Source organism: Streptomyces sp. NPDC051662, assembly GCF_040681655.1.
Classification (GTDB): Bacteria; Actinomycetota; Actinomycetes; order Streptomycetales; family Streptomycetaceae; genus Streptomyces.
This window is the reverse complement of the sequence record NZ_JBFAZD010000013.1, coordinates 17,133-40,333: the sequence shown is the minus strand read 5'-3', so window position 1 is coordinate 40,333 and position 23,201 is coordinate 17,133. Positions and strand designations below refer to the sequence as shown.

Sequence of the window (23,201 nt, the reverse complement as noted above, 5' to 3'; positions counted from 1 at the left end):
TCCTCGTACGTGACCGTGTCACCCTTGACTGTCGGGTGGAGTTCCTTGGCGCCCTCAAGCCCCAGGCTGACCGAACGGCCGTCCGGCGCCTCGAAACGCAGCAGTCTCTTCGGATCCGAACCGAACCAAGTCCGACCCGAGTTGGCGGTGTTGGCGAAGTCGAAACCCTTGGTCTTGGTGGCGCGGACCGTGGTGTCGATCTGCTTCCAGGACTTCCCGGCCTTGTACGAAAGCGGCACGGCCGACAGCTCGGCCTCCACCCGCCCGTCCGACATCTCCCAGAACCGGGCCTGCGCGGTGCGCCGGTCGGTCAGCTCCCCGACCCGCTCGGCCTTCGGGAGCTTCTTTCCCTTCGGCAGCTTCTCCCGGCTCGGTATCTCCAACGCGCCGCCCACCGGCGGCTTGTCGTCGCTCTCGCCCTCGTCGTCGTCCGAGAACCAGCCCGCGACGGTGTCCACGACGCCCTTGTCATCGTCCTTGGACGACGAAGCGGGGGCCGCATAAGCGACCTGCGGCAGCAGCGTACTCGCCACCGCCGAAACAACCAGACAGGAGATATATCTCCCGTACCGAACTTTCACGCCAATGCCTTTCGATTTCAGAGCGCGTTGTCGCGCACAAGAAAGCAGGCACGCCGAACAGCCGGCCGCGAGGCGGGGCTGTACCGGTCGAACCTGCACCACAATCGGAAGGAGGCGATGCAAAACCACGACAAAACCGCCGGTCACAGGCGCGTCGAGACGCACCTCCCCCTGCCCAACCAAGGGCCGACCGTGACGGCGTGATTCTTAGTCAGTTGCGGCGACGCCCGTCAACCGGAAAGGCATTCCGGACATCCGGCTGCGATTTCACGCACTAATTCGCCCGCAATGTCCGGTCGTTCGACCGAATGAATTCTGATGGTGTATAACCGCCGGGTTCTCACCGGACATTCGCGCCGCGAATGCGAACCGAACGAAAGGCGGGCTCATGTCAACGACACAAACCTCGGAAACGACCGAAGGCCCCGAGGCCACCGAGACTCGGACAGCTTCCAGAGAGACGGATCGCGGAGTCCTCGTGATCGTGGCCGTCCTGCTGCTCGTCTGCGCCGGGCTCATCGGCTACGGCATCCTCAACACCGAGGATGAGCCGAAGCCCCGCGCCGTCCCCACCGCCGAGGTGACGTACGAAGTGCAGGGCCAGGGCACAGTCGAGATCTCCTATCTGGCCCGCGGCGAATCGGGCAACGCGACAACCGAATCCGGAGTCCAACTGCCCTGGAAGAAGACCGTCCAGGTGCCACTTGGCGAGGACCCGGCCGTCAACATCATCCTCGACGCCCAGGGCGGCGAGGCCGGCTGTACCCTCGCCATCCGAGGCCAACACGTCCAACGCGCCACCGCCTACGGCAAGTACGGCCGCGCCACCTGCACCGGCGCCCTGCCCGCCGCCCTGCCCGCCGCCCCGGACCAAGGCGAGAGCCGCTGACTTCGCGCACTGCGACAGCCATCGCAAGGGGACGATCCGTACGCGCAGCTCGGCGGCACTCCGCAAGCCCGCACCCGGTCGGCCACGGCGGCACCCGGTCCGGCTGATGGCCGATCGAGCACCGAGATGAGAACGCCCGAGGTAGGCCCGACCATCTGGGTATCCAGACGTTGAACGGATACGGCTCCCACGACTGACTCATCGAGGACCAGTCGACAGGTGTGCCAGGTGCTTCCTGCGGCTCCGCCGGTCCCCGCCGCGTTCATCGGGCCAGGGCGTGCTGCGAAAGTCCCGCCTGGCCCGCGACGCCTGGCACGCACGCTCGCTGCGTTGTCTCGCCCACCTACGTTGAACCACCCCGAGTAACCCACCGCAGGCATTTCGAAAGCCTGCCCTACAGGTCACACGGCTGGGGAGTATGGACGCCGCTGGGGAGCGTTTGGGGAGAATCAACTACGTAAGTCGGCACGAGCCTGAAAGACACAGAAAGAAGCGTCCTTGCAGATCAGAGGCCCGATTGCCGGTATTACCGCAGGTCAGGCCCGCTCTCTGGACAACTTCATGACGTACGTACCGAGATCGTCGGCCTCGACGATCCCCGGCAGCGAACCACCCTCACCCAAGGGCGTGACATAGCGGGTCGCGGTGACTTCGGTGAGCATTGCGCCAGGCTACTTCGGGGGCATGGCGCGCCGCTCGGTCATTCTCGCCCGTCAGAAGCCCGTCAGCAGCGCCCATCAGCGCCCGTCAGCTGCCGTCAGAGGCCCATCAGAGCCTGTCGGAGCCCGCCGGGGGTCGCTTCGGCGGGCCCTGTGCATCCCGGCGGTGGCCCCGACCGCCGACCCACCTTGACCTTCGACCCGAGTCGAGGGTTTACCGTCGCGGATATGAGCGCGATGCGGATCTCCCAGCTCGCCGCACGCTGCGGCGTCCCGGCCACCACCCTGCGCTATTACGAGAGCGCCGGTCTCCTGCCCGCCGACCGGACCCCGGCCGGTTACCGCGTCTACGGCGAGGACGCCGTGGAGCGACTCGCGTTCATCGGCGCCGCCAAACACCTCGGCCTGCCCCTGGACGAGATCCGTGAGCTGCTCGCCCTGTGGGAAGGCGGCGCCTGCCGCGAGGTGAAGGCCGAACTGAGGCCCCGTATCGCCGCACGCCTGGAGGAGGCCGAACGACGCGTCGCGGAACTGACCGCGTTCACCACATCCCTGAACTCCGCGCTCGACCACCTGGACGCACTGCCCGACCGGGCCGAGCCCTGCGATCCGCGGTGCGGCTTCCTCGCCCGGCCGCGACGGTCCACCTCCACCCCGGTCGATGTGACACTCTCCCCCATCCCCACAACGCCTCCCCACCAGAGAGATCCCTGACGTGCTTGTCGCCCGCTCCATCGCCCTGTTCGCCGTCGCCGCGCTGTTCGAGATCGGAGGCGCCTGGCTGGTCTGGCAGGGGATCCGCGAACACAAGGGCTGGATCTGGATCGGCGCCGGCGTGATCGCCCTGGGGCTGTACGGCGTGGTGGCCACATTCCAGAGCGACGACAACTTCGGACGCATCCTGGCCGCGTACGGCGGCATCTTCGTCGCCGGATCCATCGCCTGGGGCGTGGTCGCCGACGGCTACCGCCCCGACCGCTTCGACATCATCGGCGCCCTGGTCTGCCTCGTCGGGATGGCTGTGATCATGTACGCCCCCCGAGGCCACTGACCCCACACACACGGAGCCATGGCGCGGCGGCCGACAGCCGACAGCGCCGCCCTCGTGGTCGCGGCCGTTCCACGCCCGGGTGTACAACTTCATGACGTACCTACCGAGGCCGTCGGCCTCGACGATGCCCGAAGGTGAAGCGAGCCGCCCCCACGCGAGGGCGTGGCACAGCGGGTCACTCTGTCAGCGCCCGCCCGGCGTCGCTTCGACATGCCCTGCGAAAGAGACCTGGAGACCCATGGAGACCACCGGCTTTCCGCTGCAGTTCGCCCGTACCCGCCGCTTCTCGCTGGGTGTCCCCCGGCAGTTCACCGTGTCACCGGACGGCGAGCGCGTGCTGTTCGTACGGTCCCTGTCCGGGGTCGATCCGCGCAGCCCGCTGTGGCTGTACGAGCGCGGCGAGGAGCGGATTCTGGCCGACCCCTCGGCCCCCGCCGACCCCGCCGCGCCCTCGGGCCCCGCCGCCCCCGCCGCCCCCGCCGACGACGAGCACGTCTCCGACGCGGAACGGATACGACGCGAACGGGCCCGCGAGACCTCCGTAGGGGTGGTGGGATACGCCACCGACCGCGAGGCGCGCGTCGTGGCGTACGCGCTGGGCGGTGCCCTCTGGGTCGTACGGACGGACGGCGGCGCCCCCCGGTGTATCCGCACCGAGGGCCCGGTCGTCGATCCGCGCCCCTCGCCCGACGGCACCCGCGTCGCCTATGTCAGCGGCGGCGCGCTGCGCGTCGTAGGGACCGACGGCACGGGCGACCGGCCGCTCGCCGAGCCCGAAGGCCCCGATGTGGCCTATGGATTGGCCGATCACACCGCCGCCGAGTCCATCGGCAGGACGCGCGGCTACTGGTGGTCGCCTGACGGGGACGCCCTGCTGGTGGCCCGGGTCGACACCTCGATGGTGCGGCGCCGGTACATCGGCGATCCGTCCGATCCGGCGCGGGCGCCGCGCTCGGTGCCGTATCCGGCGGCGGGCACCGCCAACTCGCGGACCTCGCTGAGTGTGGTCACACTCGACGGCCGGCACACCCTCGTACGGCTGCCTGAGCGCGCCCCCGAGGACGAGGCTCCGGCGGGTGTCTGGCGGGACCCTGCCTTCGAGTATGTCGTCAGCGCCGGTTGGGAGAGCGGCGGCCCGGTGGTCGGCCTCCAGACCCGGGACCAGCGCACGCTCTGGGTCCTGCGCGTCGACCCGGCCAGTGGCGAGGTCGAGCGGCTGTTCCGGCAGACCGACGAGCACTGGGTGGAGTGGCTGCCGGGCGCCCCGCTGCACACCGCGTCGGGGACGGCGGTCCTGCCGTGCCCGCGCGGCGACGCCCGCTCCCTGCGGATCGGTGACGCGCTCGCGCCGGAAGGGCTCCAGGTCGACGCCGTGCTCGGCGCGGTGGGCGAGCGGGTCCTGTTCACCGCGAGCGAGGAGCCGACGGAGACCCATGTGTGGTCGTACGCCCCGGACACCGGGTTCGTGAGGCTGACGGACGAGCCGGGGGTGCACACCGCGTCGGCGGGCGGCGACACCGTCGTACTCGACAGCAGGACCCCGGACGGACACACGGTCACGGTGGTACGCGGCGGAGCCCCGTCGGGCCGGATCGCGGTCCTCGCCGAACAGCCGCTGGTCACCCCCAGGCCGGTCCATCTCGCCCTCGGGAAGCGGGAGTTGCGCAGCCGTCTGCATCTGCCGTCGTGGTACACACCGGACGCGGGGAAGCTGCCGGTACTGCTCAGCCCGTACGCGGGCCCGGGCATGCGGGTCGTGACGAAGGGCGGCGGCTGGTACACCGCCGTGTGCCAGTGGTTCGCGGAGCACGGGTTCGCCGTACTGGCCACGGACGGGCGCGGCACCCCGGGACGCGGCGTGGAGTGGCAGCGGGCCATCCTCGGGGACCGGCTGACGCCCGTACTGACGGACCAGGTCGACGCCTTGCACGCGGCGGCCGACCGGTACGACGCGCTGGACCTGGGGCGGGTAGGGATCCGGGGCTGGTCGTTCAGCGGCTATCTGGCGGCGGCGGCCGTGCTGCACCGTCCCGATGTGTTCCACGCGGCGGTCGCGGGAGCCGCGGTATCCGACCGGCGGCTGTACGACACGTACTGGGAGGAGCGCCACCTCGGTCATCCGGACATCCAGCCGGAGAACTACGACCGTTGTTCGCTGATCCCGTACGCGGACCGGCTGACCCGGCCGCTGATGCTCGTCCACGGGCTCGCCGACGACAATGTGTTCCCCGCCCATACGCTGCGGCTCTCCGCCGCGCTGCTCGCCGCGGGCCGGCCGCACACCGTACTGCCGCTGCCGGGGGCGGGCCATCTCGTCACCCGTGTGGGGCAGGCGGACGCACTTTTGCGCCACGAACTCGGCTTCCTCACAAAGTCCCTCGGTAGCTGAACATCGCGACGGGTATAGCCGTACCTATGGCTGAACGGCCGACCGGCCGGCGCAGCAGGGCCCATCAGGGAACGGAGCTCGGAATGACGGGAACGCAGGGGACCGCACGGGTCGTCGCACGCCGGACCGTGGTCGCGGCGGCGGGCGCGACGGGGCTGGCGGCGGCGCTGGCCGCGTGCGGCGGCTCGGACACTCCGACGGAGTCCACCGGCTCCGACACTCCGGCGGACTCCGCTGCCTCGAACCCCGCGACGCCCGACGACGGCGCGGGCGGCGGTGGTGGGGGCCTGACCGCTGTCCTCGCGAAGACCACCGAGATCCCGGAGGGCGGCGGGAAGGTCTTCGCCGATCAGGGGGTCGTGGTCACCCAGCCCACGGCGGGCGAGTTCAAGGCGTTCTCCGCCAAGTGCACGCACCAGGGCTGCGCCGTGAAGGACATCTCCGACGGGACCATCCACTGTCCCTGTCACGGCAGCCAGTTCAGTGTGGCGGACGGCAGTGTGAAGGCCGGACCCGCGACGCAGCCGCTGCCCGCGACGCCGATCAAGGTCGCCGGGGACTCGATCACACTCGCCTGACCCGGGCACTCGACCACGCTCGCCCGACCTGGGGACCCGACCGCGCTCGCCGACCCGTCGCGTCACGTCGTCCCGCGTGGCCTGAACGAGTAGGTCCGACGTCCCCACACTGATGACCGGCAATCGGCATGGCACCCCTGACCGGCGGCCGGCGGCTTCACTTTTCGTCGGCAGAAGGTGAAGCCTCCGGCCGCCCCACTCCGCCTCGGTTCCGCCCGGGATATCGCCCTGGGGCAGCCGCTTCGTCCTCCGTCAGCCGCCGACGAGCAGGTTCGCGGCCCCGGCCGCTTCTCCCAGCGCCTCGACGGCTGCCCGGATCGACGGGCGGCGATCCGCGTCCGCCCGCCATACGGCGTAGATGTGCCGACGCATCCGCTGCCGTACGGGCACGACCGCCACGCCCTCAGGCACGGCGCCGCGCCCCAGCCTCGGCGCGACACAGACCCCGAGTCCCTCCGCGATCAACGCGAGCTGTGTGTGGTGCTCCCCCGCGAGATGCGCGATCCGCGGTTCGAACCCCTTCGAGCGCAGCGTGAACATCAGCCACTCGTAGCAGAATTCGCCCTCCGGCCAGGAGACCCACGGGTCGTCGGCGAACTCCTCCAGATCCACTTCCGACCGGTCCGCGAGCGGATGGTCCGCGGGCATGGCCACATCGGGGACATCGTCGAGCAGATGCGCCGTCGCCAGCCCGCCGGGCACCGGCAGCCGTTTGTTGCTCCAGTCGAGCACCACGGCGAGATCGAGATCGCCCCTGACGACCCCGCGGATTCCGGCCTCGGGTTCCAGCTCGCGCGACAGGACCCGTAGCTCCGGATGGCCTTCGCGCAGCGCGCGGATCGCCGACGGGAAGAGCCCGCGGGCGGCCGTGGGGAAGGCCGAGATCCGTACCTCCCCGACCACCCGGCCGCGCTGCGCCTCGATGTCGGACTGCGCGACCTCGACCTGGGAGAGGATCCGCGCGGCGTGGTCGGCGAGCAGACGTCCCGCGTCCGTGAGCCGTACGCCGCGCCCGTTCCTGGCCAGCAGCCGCTGGCCCACCTCCCGCTCCAGTTTGGCCATCTGCTGGGAGACGGCGGAGGTGGTGACATGCAGCCCCTCGGCGGCGCCGCTCACCGAGCCATGGCGGGCCAGGGCATCCAGCGTGCGCAGGCGCTCCAGATTCAACATGTAAGCAATTCTAATCAGAATGGTGGACATAATCTCGCTTGTTCTACGAGATGGTCCACGTCAGGCTGTCCGTATGAGCACCGCCACCCCGCCCCGTCCCGGGCCGGACTCCGCCTCCCCGTCCCCCGCCGTTACGGCGGCGGACCCTGCCGTTACGCCCGCGCCCGCCGCCGTCGATCCGGCGCGAGCGGGCGCCCGTACCCGCCCGGCCGTGGACTGGCGGGTACGGTTCGCGGTGCTCGCGCTCATCTGGGGCTTCAGCTTTCTGCTCATCAAGGTGGGCACCCATGGCTTCGCCCCCTTCCAGGTCACCTTCGGCCGGCTCTTCTTCGGTACGGCGGTGCTGGCCGTGGCGATGGCGGTGAAGCGGGACCGCCTGCCGCGCGGGCTCCGCACCTGGGGGCATCTCGCCGTCGCGGCCTTCTTCCTCAACGCGCTGCCGTTCTCGCTGTTCGCGTACTCCGAGCTGACCATCCCCTCGACCCTCGCGGGCATCTGCAACGCCACCTCGCCGCTCTGGGGCATGGCCCTGTCGCTGGTCGCGCTCTCCGAGGACCGGCCCACCCGGCGCCGGGTCGCCGGGCTCGGCCTCGGCTTCCTCGGTGTGCTGACCGTGCTGGGCGCCTGGCAGGGCTTCTCCGGACTGGATGTGACGGGTACGGCGATGGCGCTGCTCGCCTCGCTCAGCTATCCGATCGGCTGGATATACGTACGCCGCACCCTGGCGGGCAACAGCGGCTCCCATCTCTCCCTGACCGGAGCGCAGCTCTTCCTCGCCACGCTGCAACTCGCCGTCGTGACACCGCTGTTCACCACCATGCCGGACGCGTTCCCGGCGGGTCCGCTGCTCGCCGTGATCGTGCTCGGCGCGCTGGGCACCGGTCTGGCGATCCTGCTCCAGTACGGCGTGGTCGCCGAAGTCGGCCCGACGACGGGGCAGATGGTCACGTACTTCATCCCGGTCATCGCCACAGCGGCCGGTGTCACACTGCTCGGCGAAGAGCTGAGCTGGAACACCCCTGTCGGCGCCCTGATCGTGCTGGCCGGGGCGGCGCTCACCCAGACCAGGGCCAGGAAGCGGCCGGAACCTCAGCCACACTCCGGCGCCTCAGCCGTACAGCCCTAGACGAGTAAGTCCGAAGTCCCCTCAGCCACACTCCGGCGCCTCGCCCGTAGCCCGGCACCTCAGCCGTAACTGCGCGCGGGCGCCGGGCCGGCCGCCGAGGCCACCGCGTCGGCGACCGGCCCGATGTCGTCTCCGGTCAGCTCCGACACCGTCAGCCGCACGCCCGGCGGCGTGGCCACACGGAAGCGCGCCCCCGGCGCGACCGCCCAGCCCGCGTGCAGCAGCCGTGCCACCGCCCCGGTCTCGTCGGCCACCGGCACCCAGACGTTCATTCCGCTCCGGCCGCGCGCCTCGACGCCCCGCTCCGCCAGGGCCCGTACGAGCGCGTCGCGCCGCTCGCCGTACGACCGCGCCACGGCCGGCACATCCACGGCCCCCGAGGTCCACAGCTCCACGACGGCCCGCTGGAGAAGCCGGCTGACCCAGCCGGGACCCAGCCGCTGACGCCCCGTCACCCGGTCCACGGTCAGGGGGTCCCCGGTGAGCACCGCGATCCGCAGATCCGGTCCGTACGCCTTCGCGGTGGAGCGTACGAGCACCCAGCCGCGGGTGGTCCCGGCGAGCGGGTGGAGCGGCAGGTCGACCATTCCGTGGCCGTGGTCGTCCTCGATGAGCAGCACCTCGGGATGTTCGGCGAGCAGGGCGCGCAGTTCCCCGGCGCGGGCCTCCCCCACCGAGGCGCCCGTCGGGTTCTGCGCCCGGTCGGTGATGATGACCGCGCGGACACCGGCCCGCAGCGCCCGGGCCAGACCGGCGGGAAGCGGTCCCTCGTCGTCGACGCCCATCGGTTCCGGCCGCAGGCCGAGCGCCGGCACCAGGTCCAGCAGACTGCCCCAGCCCGGATCCTCGACGGCGACCGCGTCCCCCGGTCGCAGATGGGCCGCCAGTACGCGTTCGATCGCGTCCAGCGATCCGGAGGTCACGGCGACCGGTCCTGCGGGCACCCCGTCGGCGTCGAACCCCGCGCGGGCGAGCCGCGCGAACTCCGGGTCGACGGGCGCCTGTCCATACAGCCCCGGGTGTTCCGCGTTGTGCAGCGCGGCGGCGGCGAGGGCGTCGTGCAGCGGAGGCAGCAGCGCCGGATCGGGGTTGCCCTCCGACACATCACGTACGCCGGGGGGCGCCTCGACCCGGATCGAGCCACGCACGGTGCTCGCGGGGCGGGCCCGCACCCGACTCCCCCGGCGTCCCGCGGTCTCGATCACCCCGCGGTCCCGCAGGCTCCGGTAGGCGGCGGCGACCGTATTCGGATTGACCCCGAGCTCCGTCGCCAACTCCCGCATCGGGGGGAGCAGTTGGCCGGGGGCCAGCTCTCCGGAACCCACCGCTCGCTCCACGCTGGCGGAAATCTCCGCCGCGCGCCGCCCCACAATCCGATAATCTCCTAGCACAAAGAAGATTATGCACTAGTGCAATGGAGAGCGCAATGCCGGAGAGCACCGCCGCGTATCGGCCCACCCCACGCACCGTCCCCACCCGCGCCCGGGAGCGGGCGGCCTATGACCGCGAGCTGGTGCACGGGATACTCGACGAGGCGTATGTCTGCCACCTCGGTTTTGTCCGCGACGGCGCCCCGGTGGTCCTGCCGACGCTCTACGCCCGGGTGGGCGAGCGGCTGTACGTCCATGGCTCGACCGGCTCGCGACCGCTGCGCATGGTGGCGGCCGACGGTGGTACGGAGCGGGCGGACGGCGAGACCGATCCCGGTCTCGCCGTGTGCCTGACCGTGACGCATGTCGACGGTCTGGTGCTGGCGCGTGCCGCGTTCCACCACTCCATCAACTACCGCTCCGTCGTGGTCCACGGCATCGCCCGCCAGGTGACCGACGCCGGGGAACGGCGCACCGCGCTCGACGCGATCGTCGACCACGCCGTGCCGGGCCGCTCGCTCGACTCGCGCCCGGCCAACGCACGGGAGCTGGCCGCGACCGCGGTGATCCGCCTCGATCTCGACGAGGTCTCCGCCAAGGTCCGTACGGGCGGACCCAACGATGACCCCGAGGACATGACGCTGCCGCACTGGGCGGGGGTCGTCCCGCTCGCGCGCGGCTACGGCGCCCCCGTCCCGTCCGACGATCTCGACCCGGCCATCACACCGCCGGACTATCTCTCCGCGCTCTGAGCCGACGGCCGGTCTCGCGACGGCCGGTCTCGCGTCAGCCGACCGCCGCCGCCCGGCGCCGTACCGCCGCGAGGCGCGCCTCGGCCACCGCGAGACCGGTCACCGCCGCGAGGAGCAGGACCGTACCCAGCAGGGTCGCCGCGGTCAGCCGCTCACCGAGCAGAACGACCGCGATCACCGCCGCGCTCACCGGCTCAAGCAGCATGATCACCGAGACGGTCGCGGCGCGCACCACCGCGGCCCCGGCGAAGTAGAGGGCATAGGCGAGCGCGGTCGGCACCGCGGCCACGTACACCAGCAGCCAGACCACCCGGGCCGGTTCCGCGGTGTGCGGCAGCAGTCCCTCGCCCCAGGCGATCGGCAGCAGCATGACCGCGCCGATGGCGAACGCCCAGGCGGTGGTGGCCATCGAGTCGCCACCGCCGCCCGTGCGCCCCAGCCACCGGGTGAGCAGGGTGATCCCCGCGTACCCGGCGGCGGACAGGATCGCGAGCGCGACACCGGCGGGGCGTACGGAGCCGCCCTCACCGCCGAGCACCAGCACCCCGAGCCCGGCGAGCGCGCCCGTCACCGCGACCAGACCACCGCCGCCCAGCCGCTCGCCCATGGTGACGCGGGCGCCGAGCGCGATGAGGACGGGACCGGCGCCGAGGGTGACGACCGTGCCGACCGCCAGCCCGGTCGCCTCCACGGCGGCGAAGTAGGCGCTCTGGAAGACGGTGAGACCGATACCGGTACCCAGGATCCGGAGCAGCCGCCGCCCGCGCGGTTCCGCGGGCACGGGCTCGCGGCGCCGCCGCAGCGCGAGCGCGCCGAGCAGCAGGACGAGCCCGCCCAGGCAGCGCCAGAAGGAGAGCGCGAGCGGGCCGAGGTCACTGACCCGGTAGAGCAGCGAGGCGGCGGCCCCGGCGGTCCCCCAGGCGACCCCGGCGACGATCAGAAAGAACAGACTCCGTCCGACGGGAAGCCCGGGCAGGCCGGAAGGAGCGGAGGAAACAGAAGAGGACACGTGACGTCTCCGTGTGAAGAAGCGGGATGGTGGTCGCTCAGCTCCGTCACGCGGGCAGCGACGAACCGCTCGGGGCAGGGGCCTGTACGGCCGGGGCCTGTCCGAGCCCGGTCTTCGTCAGCGGATGGCCGCCCGCGTTATGACGCGGGAGGCGGAAGAACGGTGGCGTGCATGATCGGCACCCTACGTCGTGGTTCGTCCGGCGGACAACCGCGCCGGGTCGCCCGCCCCGGTACCGCCCGCCATCGGCCCGGAGGGCGCCTTCGGCGTCGACGACTGGGCGATGAACGCGCCGATCAGCACCACGACCCCGCCGATGATCTGCGGCGCGGAGAGGTGTTCGCGCAGCAGCACCCAGGCCAGTACGGTCGCGACGACCGCCTCCAGACAGGCGACCACGCCCGCCACCTGCGGCGAGAGCCGGCGTACGGAGATCACTCCGGTCACATAGGCGAGCACGGTGGCGATCAGCACGATCCAGCCGAGCAGCAGGGCCGCGGCCACACTCGATCCGCCCATGTCGGCGCTCCCGCCGAGCAGCGACCAGTCCATCCCCCATGGCCGGGCGACCACCGTCAGTACGACGGCCCCGACGAGCAGTCCGTACGCGATCACACCCAGCGGATCGGCCGCGTCCTCCCCGTCGGCGCCCTGGTCGGAGAGGACGAAATAGCCGACCTGACAGCAGGCGGCGGCGAGCGCGAGGAGCACGCCCACCGGGTCGAAGCCGAGCCCGGCCCAGACCTCGACCACACAGGCGAGCCCGCCCACCGCGAGAGCGACCCCGACCGCGGCGGCGCGGGTCACGGGCCGCCGCTGGACGAACCGGACCCAGAGGAGGACGAGCGCGGGGGCCAGATACTCGATGAGCAGCGCGACCCCGACGGGGATACGGGAGATCGCGGCGAAGTAGCAGGCCTGTACGCCCGCCACGGCCAGCAGGCCGAATCCGGCGAGCAGCGCGGGCCGTTGCCGTACCAGCGCCCGATGGCGCCAGGCCACCGGAAGCATGACCAGGGCGGCGCCGGTGACCCGTAGCCAGACGACATGGAGCGGGTCGAGTCCCGCTTCTATCAGCGGCTTGGCCGCCACACCCGAACCGCCGAACGCGAACGCCGACGCCAGGGCAAGGCCCAGGCCGACGCTCCTCCCCTGAGACATCCGCATGGCGTCATCATGACAGCCGGCGTCAGGAGCGTCATCTCCATGACACCTGTCGAGACAGCTGATGCCCGGCGGGACGGCACACCGCGGCGGGCCGAATCACCCGTGATCAGACCGATCGTGAGGTACCGGACAGCCTTCCGGCCAGCGACCGCGCGTCCACCCCGGCCCGTTCGAGCACATCGACCGCGCGGCACTCCCGGTCATCGGCGAGCGCGGCGAGCAGATCGAGCCCGCCGGCCACTGGCTCACCACGCCGCTCGGCGCGTTCCAGCGCGCTCGCCATGGCGGTGACGGCCGGGGGCGACCAGCCCGTCACCTCGGGCTCCCGTACGACGGGCACGGCCCCCGAGTCCTCCACGGTCCCCTGCCAGCGCAGTCCGTAGCCGATGCTCCGCTGGACGAGATAGCCCAGTACCCGGGCCAGTTGGGGGCCGCCGTCGAACGCGGCCCGTACCTCGGGGTCCGTCTCCAGCAGTGAGTGCAGCAGATGGGCGGTGTCGATCTGTGGTCACCGTCGCGGTGCGCCCTTCTGCGCGCGCCCGATACGACGGATGCCAGCTCCGGGGTCAGCCGGGCCTCGACATCGGCGCGTACGGACGCGGTATCGGCTCGGTTCGGTGCGGACTGTTCCGGCACCCGCGGAGATGGGTTTTGCACACTCTCACCCCATCAGTCCCGGGCTTGCGGAACATCCCCGGCGGGGAGCATTCTCGCGTCCCACCGAGGGTGGGCACATCCGGACCGGTCCTCCTCCTTACGAATGAGATCGCCCCCCCTTCTCTCCCGGGGGAGGCGCGCCGCCTTGCCCCCGCGCGGCGGCCAGGGACACGAGACGGCCCCGCGGCGCCTCGCACACAGGCATGGCCGCGGGGCCTCCCTTACGGTCCGAAGCGCGCTCAGCCCTCATCGGCGAGGATCAGATAGAGCTTCTTGCGCGATTCGGTGATGACCGCCAGAGCCTTCTGACGCTGCTCGGGCGTACCGGTCTTCCAGACCTGCCCGAACGCTTCCATCAGCCCGAAGCCGGCCTGACGGATCTCGTTCATCGTTTCCCAGTCGATACCCCGGCCGGCCTCTTCCCAGGGGGCCTCCGGCCCCGATTCGGCCTCCGTGCGCCCGGTCTCGGTAAGCGTGAACAGCTTCTTGCCGCCCTCACTCCGGCTTGTGATCAGGCCCTCGTCCTCCAGCAGCTGGAGCGTCGGGTACACCGAGCCGGGGCTGGGGCGCCAGGCCCCGCCACTGCGCTCGCCGATCTCCTGGATCATCTCGTATCCGTGCATGGGCCGGTCCTTCAGCAGGGCCAGGATCGACGCGCGCACATCACCGCGCCGTGCCCTTCCCCTGCCGCCGCCACGCCCACGGCCGCCTCCGCCGAAGGGACCGCCGAAGCCGGGTCCGAACGGGCCGAAAGCCCCGCGCCGTGCCTCGAAGTCGCCCCTGCCCGGGTGGCCGGGTCCACAGGCGCCGGGACCCGGACCGTGTCCGCGTCCGTGCTCGTGTCCATGGTCATGTCCATGTGAACGCATTGCTCTTTCGCTCCCTGTCTCATTTGATTTGTCTCGTTGATCTTTCGCGACATCGTTGATCTGTCGCGATGCGTCAACGATATATCGGAACGTGTCGCTCGGCAAGCGATCCCGATGGCGGCGGCTTAGCTGACAGGCCAGTTCGCCGGGTTTACACCAGTCTGGGTTGATGTGAGTCTCACCGGAGTTGGCGTTTCTCATCACTGTCTGCCGTGACCGATGAGTTTTGTGCGGATCCGTGGTCGATACGGCTGGATACACCGACAGCGGTGGGCCTGTGCTGGGGACGTTCCAGCGCGGGTGGAAGCAGATGGAGGCTGTGATGAGCGTCGACGACTCCGACCAGGGCCACGCGATCCGGACGGGCGGGCAGGGGACGCGGGTGAGCGGTCCCAGGGTGTTGGTGGCGGGGGCGAGCATCGCGGGACCCGCGCTGGCCCACTGGCTGCGCCGGCGGGGGGCTGAGGTGACCGTGGTGGAGCGGGCTCCCGAGCTGCGTCCCGGCGGGCAGGCGGTGGACGCGCGCGGGGTCGCCAAGGAGGTCATCGGGCGCATGGGGTTGGACGCGGCGGTGCGCGCGGCGTGCACCGACACCGCCGGCGCGCACACCGTGGACGCGGACCGGCAGGTGCTGGAGACCTTCCGTGCCGACGACGACGGTGGCGACGGGTTCATCGCGGACATCGAGATCCTGCGCGGGGACCTGTCCCAGGTGCTCTACGACGCCACCCGCGACGGCGTCGAGTACGTCTTCGGCGACCGAATCGCCGGGCTCGCCCAGGACGCGGACGGGGTCGACGTGGTCTTCGCGGGCGGCAACCGGCGGCGCTTCGACTTGGTGGTCGGGGCAGACGGGCTGCACTCGGAGCTGCGAGCGATGGTCTTCGGGCCGCATGAGCGGTTCCTCCGCCACCTCGGGCACGTGCTGGCCTTCTGCAGTGTGCCCAACGAGTTCGGGCTGGACCGCTGGCTGCTGGAGTACCAGGATCAGGAGTCCGGGCGCTCCGCTCTCCTGCGGCCCGTCCAGGACGCCACCCGGGCGATGGCCATGTTCTACTTCGCCTCGGCTGACTTCGACGTCGACCACCGTGACGTCGCGGCCCAGAAGGTCCTGCTGCGGGAGCGGATGGCGGGCCTGGGCTGGTTGGCCCCGGACATCCTCGCGCACCTGGACGACACTCCGGACTTCTACCTGGACCAGGTCGCCCAGGTGGTGATGGACCGCTGGTCGAGTGGACGGGTGGGGTTGCTCGGGGACGCGGCGTTCAGCTCGTCGCCGATGTCCGGGCAGGGCACCGGGGTGGCACTGGTCGGTGCCTACCTGCTGGCCGGAGAGCTGGCCGCTGCCGGATGGGACCCCGACGCCGGGTTCGCCCGCTACGAGGCGCAGATGCGCTCGTTCGTCGAGGCCAACCAGGAGATCGGCCGGTTGAACGCCCGCAGCCGCGACGTCCCCGGGCCGGACGCCGAGCCGCGCCCCGATTTCGCCGGCGAATGGTTCACCGAGCTGGTCGGGCGCGCGATCAACGGCGTCGAGCTGCCCGACTACGCGGGGGTGCCGGACTCCGCAGCCCCGGCCAGATCGCCGATCACCTCGTCGGCCAAGCCGTAGGTGTCACATAACGTGTCGAGAGGGACCACGCTTCGGTAGGACACCGCCGGACGACCTCCGCTCATGCCGCGTGGTGCGCGTTGGGGCGCCCGTCCGGCGGCCAGGCCAACCTTCCGACTTCGCAGGGTCGTGATGACGGTGTGGGTGCCGGTTCGGGTGGCTTCGGCGGTGCTGCGGGCCGCGCTGTCGGCGGCGGTGGAGGAGAGGGGTTCGCAGGAGGCTGCCGGAGTTGCTGGCGATGTGCTCGCCGACGGCATCGGTCCGGACATGTCCGGGTTTCCAGGGTGGCGAGCAGGATCTCCCCGGCGCGGGAACAGAACCGATCAGGAATCGAGAAGCGTGGATTCCGGCCCGCGGCTAGCGTGATCGCCGTGGACATCACCAGTCACGCGAGCTTCCTCTCCGGGCTGTCGTTTCCCAGACCCCTCGTTCGTCCTCACGCCGGACAATCCCCAGCGGATCCATGACTTCAGGAGTGACCATGACCAGCTCTGCCACGCAGGGAATCAAGACCGTGCTGCATCCCGTCTCCGACCTCGCGGCGGCCAAGGCGGTGTACACCGCGCTGCTCGGCGTACCGCCGGTGGCCGACGGGTCCTACTACGTCGGCTTCGAGGCCGGTGGCCAGCACATCGGGCTGGTGCCGGGTGGCGGACCGCAGGGCATGACCTCACCGGTGTCCTACTGGCACGTGCCGGACATCGAGGCGAAGCTCGCCGAGGTGACCGCCGCCGGAGCCACCGTGAAGGAGCCCGCGCACGATGTCGGCGGCGGCCGTCTGGTGGCCACTTTCACCGACCCCGACGGCAATGTCCTCGGGGTGCTTCAGGACAGTTGAGTCCCCCGCCCACTCCCGGGTCCGGCGTCGCCGCCGCCGGGGGTGGGTCACACACGCGACATGTCTATGATCGAGGGCGAAATCGAGGCCCTGAGGCCGACGCGTCGCCGCGGCAGTGGACGGACCGGTTGCCGCGCACCGGATCGGGCCCGCCCGCGCCTGACACCCCGAAGCGCTGGTTACGCGTCTCCCCACGCCGCGTCCCGGCCTGGAGCGAGGCCGCCGACGGAGACCGCGAAGGCGGCTCCGCGTCACACACGCAACAGATGGAGACACCATGAGCATGGCCCCGAGGAAGGACACGCGGTCGCCCGCGCCGCATGTCGCCGACAGCCACGATGTGATCCGTGTGCACGGCGCGCGCGTGAACAACCTCAAGGACGTCAGCGTCGAGATCCCGAAGCGACGGCTGACCGTGCTCACCGGCGTCTCGGGCTCGGGCAAGAGCTCTCTGGTGTTCGGCACCATCGCCGCAGAGTCCCAGCGGCTGATCAACGAGACGTACAGCGCCTTCGTACAGGGCTTCATGCCGACGCTGGCGCGGCCCGAGGTCGACGTACTCGATGGGCTGACCACCGCGATCATCGTCGACCAGCAGCGGCTGGGTGCCGACCCCCGCTCCACGGTCGGCACCGCCACCGACGCCAACGCGATGCTGCGCATCCTCTTCAGCCGGCTCGGGCAGCCGCACATCGGCTCGCCCAACGCGTTCTCCTTCAATGTCGCCTCGGTCCGGGCGACCGGTTCGATCACGGTCGAACGCGGCACGGGCAGCAAGGCCGTCAAACAGACCTTCACCCGCACCGGCGGCATGTGTACGCGGTGCGAAGGCCGGGGCTCGGTCTCCGACATCGACCTCACCCAGCTCTACGACGACTCCAAGTCGATCGCCGAGGGCGCGTTCACCATCCCCGGCTGGAAGTCGGACAGCTGGTGGACCGTGCGGACCTACGCCGAGTCGGGCTTCCTCGACCCGGACAAGCCGATCCGCGAGTACACCAAGAAGGAGATGCGCGACTTCCTCTACGGGGAGCCGACCAAGGTGAAGGTCGAGGGCGTCAACCTCACCTACGAGGGGCTGATCCCGAAGATCCAGAAGTCGTTCCTCTCCAAGGACCGGGAGGCGATGCAGCCGCACATCCGGGCCTTCGTGGACCGGGCGGTCACCTTCACCGCCTGCCCCGAGTGCGAGGGCACCCGGCTCAGCGAGGCGGCCAGGTCGTCACTGATCGGCAAGATCAACATAGCCGACGCCTGCGCGATGCAGATCAGCGATCTGGCCGAATGGGTCCGGGGCCTCGACGAGCCGTCGGTGGCGCCGCTGCTCACCACGCTGGGGCAGACCCTCGACTCGTTCGTGGAGATCGGTCTCGGCTATCTCTCGCTCGACCGGCCGTCGGGCACGCTGTCGGGCGGCGAGGCACAGCGCGTCAAGATGATCCGCCACCTCGGCTCCTCGCTCACCGACACCACCTACGTCTTCGACGAGCCCACCACGGGCCTGCACCCCCATGACATCCAGCGGATGAACGATCTGCTGCTGCGGCTGCGGGACAAGGGCAACACGGTGCTCGTCGTGGAGCACAAGCCGGAGACGATCTCGATCGCCGACCATGTCATCGACCTCGGACCCGGCGCCGGTACGGCGGGCGGTGTCGTCTGTTTCGAAGGCACCGTCGAGGGGCTGCGGGAGAGCGGCACCGTCACCGGACGCCATTTCGACGACCGGGCGGCCCTCAAGGAGACGACGCGGAAGCCCACCGGGGCGCTGGAGATCCGCGGTGCGACGGCGCACAACCTGCGCGATGTCGATGTCGACATCCCGCTCGGTGTGCTCGCCGTCGTCACCGGCGTCGCCGGCTCCGGCAAGAGCTCGCTCGTACACGGCTCACTGGGGCAACGGTCCGGGGCCGCCGGCGAGGGTGTGGTGTCGATCGACCAGGGCGCGATCCGCGGCTCGCGACGCAGCAACCCGGCGACGTACACCGGACTGCTCGACCCGATCCGCAAGGCGTTCGCGAAGGTCAACGGCGTGAAGCCGGCGCTGTTCAGCGCCAACTCCGAGGGTGCCTGCCCCACCTGCAACGGCGCCGGGGTCATCTACAGCGATCTGGCGATGATGGCCGGTGTCGCCATGCCCTGCGACGAATGCGAGGGGAAGCGGTTCCAGGCGGCGGTGCTCGACTACCACCTCGGCGGTCGCGACATCAGCGAGGTGCTCGCGATGTCGGTGACCGAGGCCGAGGAGTTCTTCGGCGCCGGTGAGGCGCGCACCCCGGCCGCACACCGTATCCTCGGCCGGCTCGCCGATGTCGGGCTCGGCTACCTCAGCCTCGGCCAGCCGCTCACCACACTGTCCGGCGGCGAGCGGCAGCGGCTCAAGCTGGCCACCCACATGTCGGAGAAGGGCGGAATCTACGTCCTCGACGAGCCGACCACGGGACTGCACCTCGCCGATGTCGAGCAGCTGCTCGGCCTGCTCGACCGGCTCGTCGACTCGGGCAAGTCGGTCATCGTCGTCGAACACCATCAGGCGGTCATGGCGCACGCCGACTGGATCATCGACCTCGGCCCCGGCGCCGGCCACGACGGCGGCCGGATCGTCTTCGAGGGCACACCCGCCGACCTCGTCGCCGCCCGCTCGACCCTCACCGGCGAGCACCTGGCGGCGTACGTCGGCGTCTGACCTGGACGAGTAGGTCCTGTCCGGCCGAGCATGGTCCTCGTCCCCGGTCCCGGGCGCTGTGGCAAGCTGATGAGGTGAGACGGCAGAACCTCGATGACCTCGTCCGGCTGCGGCAGGCCCGTGACCGGATGGACCGCGACTACGCCGAGCCGCTCGACGTCCCGGCGCTGGCGCGGGACGCCCTGATGTCGTCGGGCCACTTCTCCCGCAGCTTCCGCGCCGCTTTCGGCGAGACGCCCTACAGCTATTTGATGACCCGCCGCATCGAGCGGGCCAAAGCGCTGCTGCGGCGCGGCGATCTCACGGTGACCGAGGTCTGTTTCGCGGTCGGCTGTACATCGCTGGGATCGTTCAGCTCACGCTTCACCCAGCTGGTCGGCGAGAGCCCGAGCGCCTACCGGGCCAGGAGCCATGACCTCGGCGCCGCCATCCCGGCCTGCATGGCGAAGATCCATACGCGACCGGTCAGGAACGGAGAAGCGCGCCCCGCCGCCCGCCCGTAGCGTGAACGGCATGGATATCAAGCTTGCCCAATGCTTCATCGCCGTCGACGACCACGACAAGGCGATCGCCTTCTACCGCGATGTGCTCGGCCTTGAGGTACGCGACGACGTCGGGTTCGAGGGGATGCGCTGGGTGACCGTCGGGGCGCCCTCCCAGCCGGACGTGAACATCGTCCTGGAACCGCCCCTCGCCGATCCGAACGCCTCACCGGCCGACAAACAGGTCATGGCGGAGCTGATGGCCAAGGGCCTGCTGCGCGGCGTCATCTTCGCGACGGACGACTGCGACGCCGCCTTCGAACGCATCAGCGCCGCGGGCGGCGAGGTGCTGCAGGAGCCGATGGACCAGCCCTACGGCGTCCGCGACTGCGGGTTCCGCGACCCCGCCGGCAATCTCCTGCGCTTCACCCAGCCCCTCGCGAAGTAGGCCCCGCGCGAAACCGCCGGACGGGGCCTACACCGTGGGCAGCCAGTCCACCTTCCCGGCCAGCAGCGCGTATCCGACGAACGCCCCGATGTCGAGCAGGGTGTGGGCCACCACCAGTGGCCCCACCCGCCCCCAGCGCCGGTACAGCAGGACGAATACGACGCCCATCACCATGTTGCCGATGAACCCGCCGATCCCCTGGTACAGGTGGTACGAGCCGCGCAGCACCGAGCTGGCCACCAGCGCGCCCATCGGTGACCAGCCCAACTGCCCGAGTCTGCGCAGCAGATAACCGACGACGATGACCTCCTCCAGCACGGAGTTCTGCGCCGCGGAGAGGATCAGCACCGGAAACTTCCACCACACATCGGGCAGCGATTCCGGCTCCACCGTCAGATTGAAGCCCGCCGCCTGCATCACCAGATAGAACGCGAGCCCGGCGCTGCCGATACCGGCCGCGATCAGTGTGCCGCGGCCCAGGTCAGGACCGGGCCGCCGACCGTCGAAGCCGATGTCGCGCAGCCCGCTGCCCTCCCGCGTCAGCAGATGCGCGACCAGCACGACCGGCACCAGCGCCGTACAGATCCCGAACAGCTGCCAGCTGAGATCGAGCCACGGCCGGCCGGGCGCGGCCGACGCGTTGAGCCTCGCCGCCTGGTCCCCCAACGCCTCGGGTCTGGTCAGCGAGCCGATAAAGCTGATCAGCGCGGACACTCCGCTCGCGCCGAGCGAGAGCGCCAGTACGAGCACGGTCTCCGACCGCAACGTCGCCCGCGAGATGGCCTCCCGGGGCCGAGAACCGTCCTCCTGTCCCGCCTCCGCCTGCACACCTGCCTCCAGTTGAGTAATCCCGCCTCATGCCCCACGCGGTGCCGCTAGGGTCTCGAATGCAGGTACGAAGATCGCGCGCGACAGGCCGGGGGAGCAATTCGCCGTTCGCGTGGCGAGGCTCGTTCTCGTCCACTCTTCCCGACCTTGTACACCCTTCATGAAGGAGGGGCGCCACCGTCATGGGACGTCACAGCTTGCCCGACGCGAAGGCGACCGGCACGGGCAGGGTCCGTTCACCGCGCCGTCGCACCGTCTCCATCGCCACCGCGCTGGTCCTGGCCGTGGCGGCGGGGACGGGGGTGGCGGCTCAGAGCGGTCTCCTCACCTTCGCGGATCCCTGCGCCGACGCGCCGGTACGGCTGGACCTGGCGGCCTCCCCCGACATCGCCCCCGCGCTGCGCGCCATCGCGGACCGCGCGCGACAGGACCGGGTGACCACCGACGGCCACTGTCTCGACGTACGGGTCGAGGCACGCGAGAACCACCAGGTCGCCGCCGCGCTCGCGGACGGCTCGGGGACATCCGGCTACCAGGTATGGGTGCCCGACTCCGACATCTGGGTGGAGCGCGCCAAGGGACAGGGCGACGGCACTTCGCTCACACCGGCCGGTACGGTCGCCACCTCGCCGGTGACGCTGGCCACCGTACCCACGACCGCGCGGACCCTGGGCTGGCCCCGTAAGAGCTATACATGGGCCGAACTGGCCACGATCGCGACCACGACCGGCGCGGACGGGCTGCTGCTCGGCGCGGCCGACCCCGACCGCAGCGCCACAGGGCTGCTCGCGCTCAGCAGCATCGCCGAATCCTCGCGGCGTACGGGCGCCGAGGGCGACACCCGTACCGCGGCCACCGCCGAATACCTCACCCAGCGCGTCTCCGACACCGATACGCATGTGCTGGAGACGCTGGCGCGGGACGACTCGGGTGTGGAGAAAGGCCGTCCCCGCCGCAATGAGGCGGTGCTGCTCTCCGAACAGGCCGCGTTCGCGCACAACACCAAAGGCAGCGGCGCCGCCAACCTCAATCTCTTCTATCCCACGGACGGCGCGCCCGTACTCGACTACCCGTACAGCCTGGTCGACGAGACGGAGCTGACCACCGACCAGAGCCGCGCCGCCATGCGGTTCATGGCGCTGCTCGGCGACGAGGCCGCGTACCGCACGCTCCAGGAGCACGGTTTCAGAGTGGCGGACACCGCGCTGGACCCCACCCTGCTCCGCACGGCGGGCGGCCTCGCTCCCCAGCCGTACGAAGGGAACGACGCGGGACCGCCGTCCTCGGAGTCACGGCAGTGGGCGCTCGGCCTGTGGACCGTGACGGTGCGGAGCGCACGGCTGACGACGGTCGTGGACACCTCGGGTTCGATGGCGGCGCCCGTGCCCGGCCGGGACGGCCAGAGCCGGATGGATGTCACGAAAGCCTCGCTGCTCCGGGCACTCGCGGGGTTCACCCCGGAGGACGAGATCGGCCTGTGGGAGTTCGCCACCCGGCTGGACGGCGCCAAGGACTACCGCGAGCTGGAGAGCACGGCCCGGCTGGGCGATCCGGCACAGGGCGGCGGCACCCACCGGGACCGGCTCTCGCACGCCGTCACCGCGCTCAAGCCCGTCCCGGACGGCGACACCGGTCTGTACGACACGATGCTGGCCGCCTACCGGGAGGCGGTGGCCACGTACGTGAGCGGCAAGTTCAACGCGCTCGTCATCCTCACCGACGGCTCCAACAAGGACGACGACTCGATCTCGCGGGCCGAACTGATCAAGCGGCTGAAGACCGTCGTGGACCCCCGCCGCCCGGTTCCGCTGATCGCGATCGCCGTGGGCCCTGACGCCGACCGTAACGAGGTCGACACGATCGCCAGGGCCACCGGCGGCGCGGGCTACGAGGTGAGCGATCCCGCCGAGATCCGGACCGTAATGCTGCGAGCGGTCATGCTGTCGGCGGGACTGACCGGCCCCGACTCCGCGGCGGCCGACCGCTCCTGAGCGCGGCCGACCGCGCTGGAGCGCAGCCGGCGGGCTCGGTGCGCGGCCC

General features: G+C 70.9%; 20 protein-coding genes and 1 pseudogene. 13 read left to right on the top strand and 8 right to left on the bottom strand.

Annotated features, from left to right (window positions below; all coding sequences use genetic code 11):
- Positions 1-1,059 precede the first annotated feature (1,059 nt).
- The gene (locus AB0M67_RS22355; RefSeq protein ID WP_365747943.1) at positions 1,060-1,470 is read left to right on the top strand and encodes an MmpS family transport accessory protein; all 411 of its coding nucleotides are present in this window, start codon (positions 1,060-1,062) and stop codon (positions 1,468-1,470) included.
- A 536-nt stretch (positions 1,471-2,006) separates the two neighbouring features.
- Here AB0M67_RS22355 and AB0M67_RS22350 read toward each other — a convergent pair.
- Positions 2,007-2,132, bottom strand: a complete 126-nt coding sequence (locus AB0M67_RS22350; RefSeq protein ID WP_365748264.1) for a hypothetical protein — start codon at positions 2,130-2,132, stop codon at positions 2,007-2,009.
- A 225-nt stretch (positions 2,133-2,357) separates the two neighbouring features.
- Here AB0M67_RS22350 and AB0M67_RS22345 point away from each other — a divergent pair, with 225 nt between their 5' ends.
- From AB0M67_RS22345 to AB0M67_RS22330, 4 genes are all read left to right on the top strand, one after another.
- The gene (locus AB0M67_RS22345; RefSeq protein WP_365747941.1) at positions 2,358-2,843 is read left to right on the top strand and encodes a MerR family transcriptional regulator; all 486 of its coding nucleotides are present in this window, start codon (positions 2,358-2,360) and stop codon (positions 2,841-2,843) included.
- 1 nt (position 2,844) lies between these two features.
- Entirely contained in the window at positions 2,845-3,180 is a 336-nt protein-coding gene (locus AB0M67_RS22340) for a YnfA family protein (protein WP_365747940.1), read from the top strand.
- A 238-nt stretch (positions 3,181-3,418) separates the two neighbouring features.
- Positions 3,419-5,569 carry a prolyl oligopeptidase family serine peptidase gene (locus tag AB0M67_RS22335; protein WP_365747938.1) on the top strand — a complete coding sequence of 717 codons (2,151 nt, stop codon included), beginning with the start codon at positions 3,419-3,421 and terminating at the stop codon, positions 5,567-5,569.
- Positions 5,570-5,652: 83 nt separating this feature from the next.
- Positions 5,653-6,147 carry a Rieske (2Fe-2S) protein gene (locus tag AB0M67_RS22330; RefSeq protein ID WP_365747936.1) on the top strand — a complete coding sequence of 165 codons (495 nt, stop codon included), beginning with the start codon at positions 5,653-5,655 and terminating at the stop codon, positions 6,145-6,147.
- Between the two features lie 252 nt (positions 6,148-6,399).
- Here the strand turns inward: AB0M67_RS22330 and AB0M67_RS22325 are convergent, their stop codons facing one another.
- On the bottom strand, positions 6,400-7,317 hold the full coding sequence (locus AB0M67_RS22325) for a LysR family transcriptional regulator (RefSeq protein ID WP_365747934.1): 918 nt from the start codon (positions 7,315-7,317) through the stop codon (positions 6,400-6,402).
- Positions 7,318-7,390: 73 nt separating this feature from the next.
- Here AB0M67_RS22325 and AB0M67_RS22320 point away from each other — a divergent pair, with 73 nt between their 5' ends.
- Positions 7,391-8,443 carry a DMT family transporter gene (locus tag AB0M67_RS22320; protein ID WP_365747932.1) on the top strand — a complete coding sequence of 351 codons (1,053 nt, stop codon included), beginning with the start codon at positions 7,391-7,393 and terminating at the stop codon, positions 8,441-8,443.
- Positions 8,444-8,502: 59 nt separating this feature from the next.
- On the opposite strand, the gene AB0M67_RS22315 is transcribed toward AB0M67_RS22320, so the two are convergent.
- Complete coding sequence (locus AB0M67_RS22315) at positions 8,503-9,834, bottom strand: aminotransferase class I/II-fold pyridoxal phosphate-dependent enzyme (RefSeq protein ID WP_365747931.1); 1,332 nt, start codon at positions 9,832-9,834, stop codon at positions 8,503-8,505.
- A gap of 35 nt (positions 9,835-9,869) precedes the next feature.
- Between AB0M67_RS22315 and AB0M67_RS22310 the strand changes: the two genes are divergently transcribed.
- Positions 9,870-10,565 carry a pyridoxamine 5'-phosphate oxidase family protein gene (locus AB0M67_RS22310; protein ID WP_365747929.1) on the top strand — a complete coding sequence of 232 codons (696 nt, stop codon included), beginning with the start codon at positions 9,870-9,872 and terminating at the stop codon, positions 10,563-10,565.
- A gap of 34 nt (positions 10,566-10,599) precedes the next feature.
- On the opposite strand, the gene AB0M67_RS22305 is transcribed toward AB0M67_RS22310, so the two are convergent.
- From AB0M67_RS22305 to AB0M67_RS22290, 4 genes and pseudogenes are all read right to left on the bottom strand, one after another.
- A complete protein-coding gene (locus AB0M67_RS22305) occupies positions 10,600-11,574 on the bottom strand; it encodes an EamA family transporter (protein ID WP_365747927.1) in 975 nt (324 codons plus the stop codon).
- A 183-nt stretch (positions 11,575-11,757) separates the two neighbouring features.
- A complete protein-coding gene (locus tag AB0M67_RS22300; protein ID WP_365747925.1) occupies positions 11,758-12,741 on the bottom strand; it encodes an EamA family transporter in 984 nt (327 codons plus the stop codon).
- A gap of 106 nt (positions 12,742-12,847) precedes the next feature.
- Positions 12,848-13,398: pseudogene (locus tag AB0M67_RS22295) on the bottom strand (Clp protease N-terminal domain-containing protein).
- A gap of 239 nt (positions 13,399-13,637) precedes the next feature.
- Positions 13,638-14,267: a PadR family transcriptional regulator gene (locus tag AB0M67_RS22290; RefSeq protein ID WP_365747923.1), complete on the bottom strand. Its 630-nt coding sequence runs from the start codon at positions 14,265-14,267 to the stop codon at positions 13,638-13,640.
- Positions 14,268-14,589: 322 nt separating this feature from the next.
- Between AB0M67_RS22290 and AB0M67_RS22285 the strand changes: the two genes are divergently transcribed.
- From AB0M67_RS22285 to AB0M67_RS22265, 5 genes are all read left to right on the top strand, one after another.
- Positions 14,590-15,879 carry an FAD-dependent monooxygenase gene (locus AB0M67_RS22285; RefSeq protein ID WP_365747921.1) on the top strand — a complete coding sequence of 430 codons (1,290 nt, stop codon included), beginning with the start codon at positions 14,590-14,592 and terminating at the stop codon, positions 15,877-15,879.
- 481 nt (positions 15,880-16,360) lie between these two features.
- The gene (locus tag AB0M67_RS22280) at positions 16,361-16,717 is read left to right on the top strand and encodes a VOC family protein (protein WP_365747920.1); all 357 of its coding nucleotides are present in this window, start codon (positions 16,361-16,363) and stop codon (positions 16,715-16,717) included.
- Between the two features lie 277 nt (positions 16,718-16,994).
- A complete protein-coding gene (locus AB0M67_RS22275; RefSeq protein ID WP_365747919.1) occupies positions 16,995-19,403 on the top strand; it encodes an excinuclease ABC subunit UvrA in 2,409 nt (802 codons plus the stop codon).
- 128 nt (positions 19,404-19,531) lie between these two features.
- On the top strand, positions 19,532-19,906 hold the full coding sequence (locus AB0M67_RS22270; RefSeq protein ID WP_365748248.1) for a helix-turn-helix transcriptional regulator: 375 nt from the start codon (positions 19,532-19,534) through the stop codon (positions 19,904-19,906).
- A gap of 10 nt (positions 19,907-19,916) precedes the next feature.
- On the top strand, positions 19,917-20,333 hold the full coding sequence (locus tag AB0M67_RS22265) for a VOC family protein (RefSeq protein ID WP_365747917.1): 417 nt from the start codon (positions 19,917-19,919) through the stop codon (positions 20,331-20,333).
- Positions 20,334-20,360: 27 nt separating this feature from the next.
- Here AB0M67_RS22265 and AB0M67_RS22260 read toward each other — a convergent pair whose 3' ends face one another.
- Positions 20,361-21,161 carry a CPBP family intramembrane glutamic endopeptidase gene (locus tag AB0M67_RS22260; RefSeq protein ID WP_365747915.1) on the bottom strand — a complete coding sequence of 267 codons (801 nt, stop codon included), beginning with the start codon at positions 21,159-21,161 and terminating at the stop codon, positions 20,361-20,363.
- Between the two features lie 182 nt (positions 21,162-21,343).
- Between AB0M67_RS22260 and AB0M67_RS22255 the strand changes: the two genes are divergently transcribed.
- Positions 21,344-23,152 carry a substrate-binding domain-containing protein gene (locus tag AB0M67_RS22255; protein ID WP_365747913.1) on the top strand — a complete coding sequence of 603 codons (1,809 nt, stop codon included), beginning with the start codon at positions 21,344-21,346 and terminating at the stop codon, positions 23,150-23,152.
- Positions 23,153-23,201: the final 49 nt, after the last annotated feature.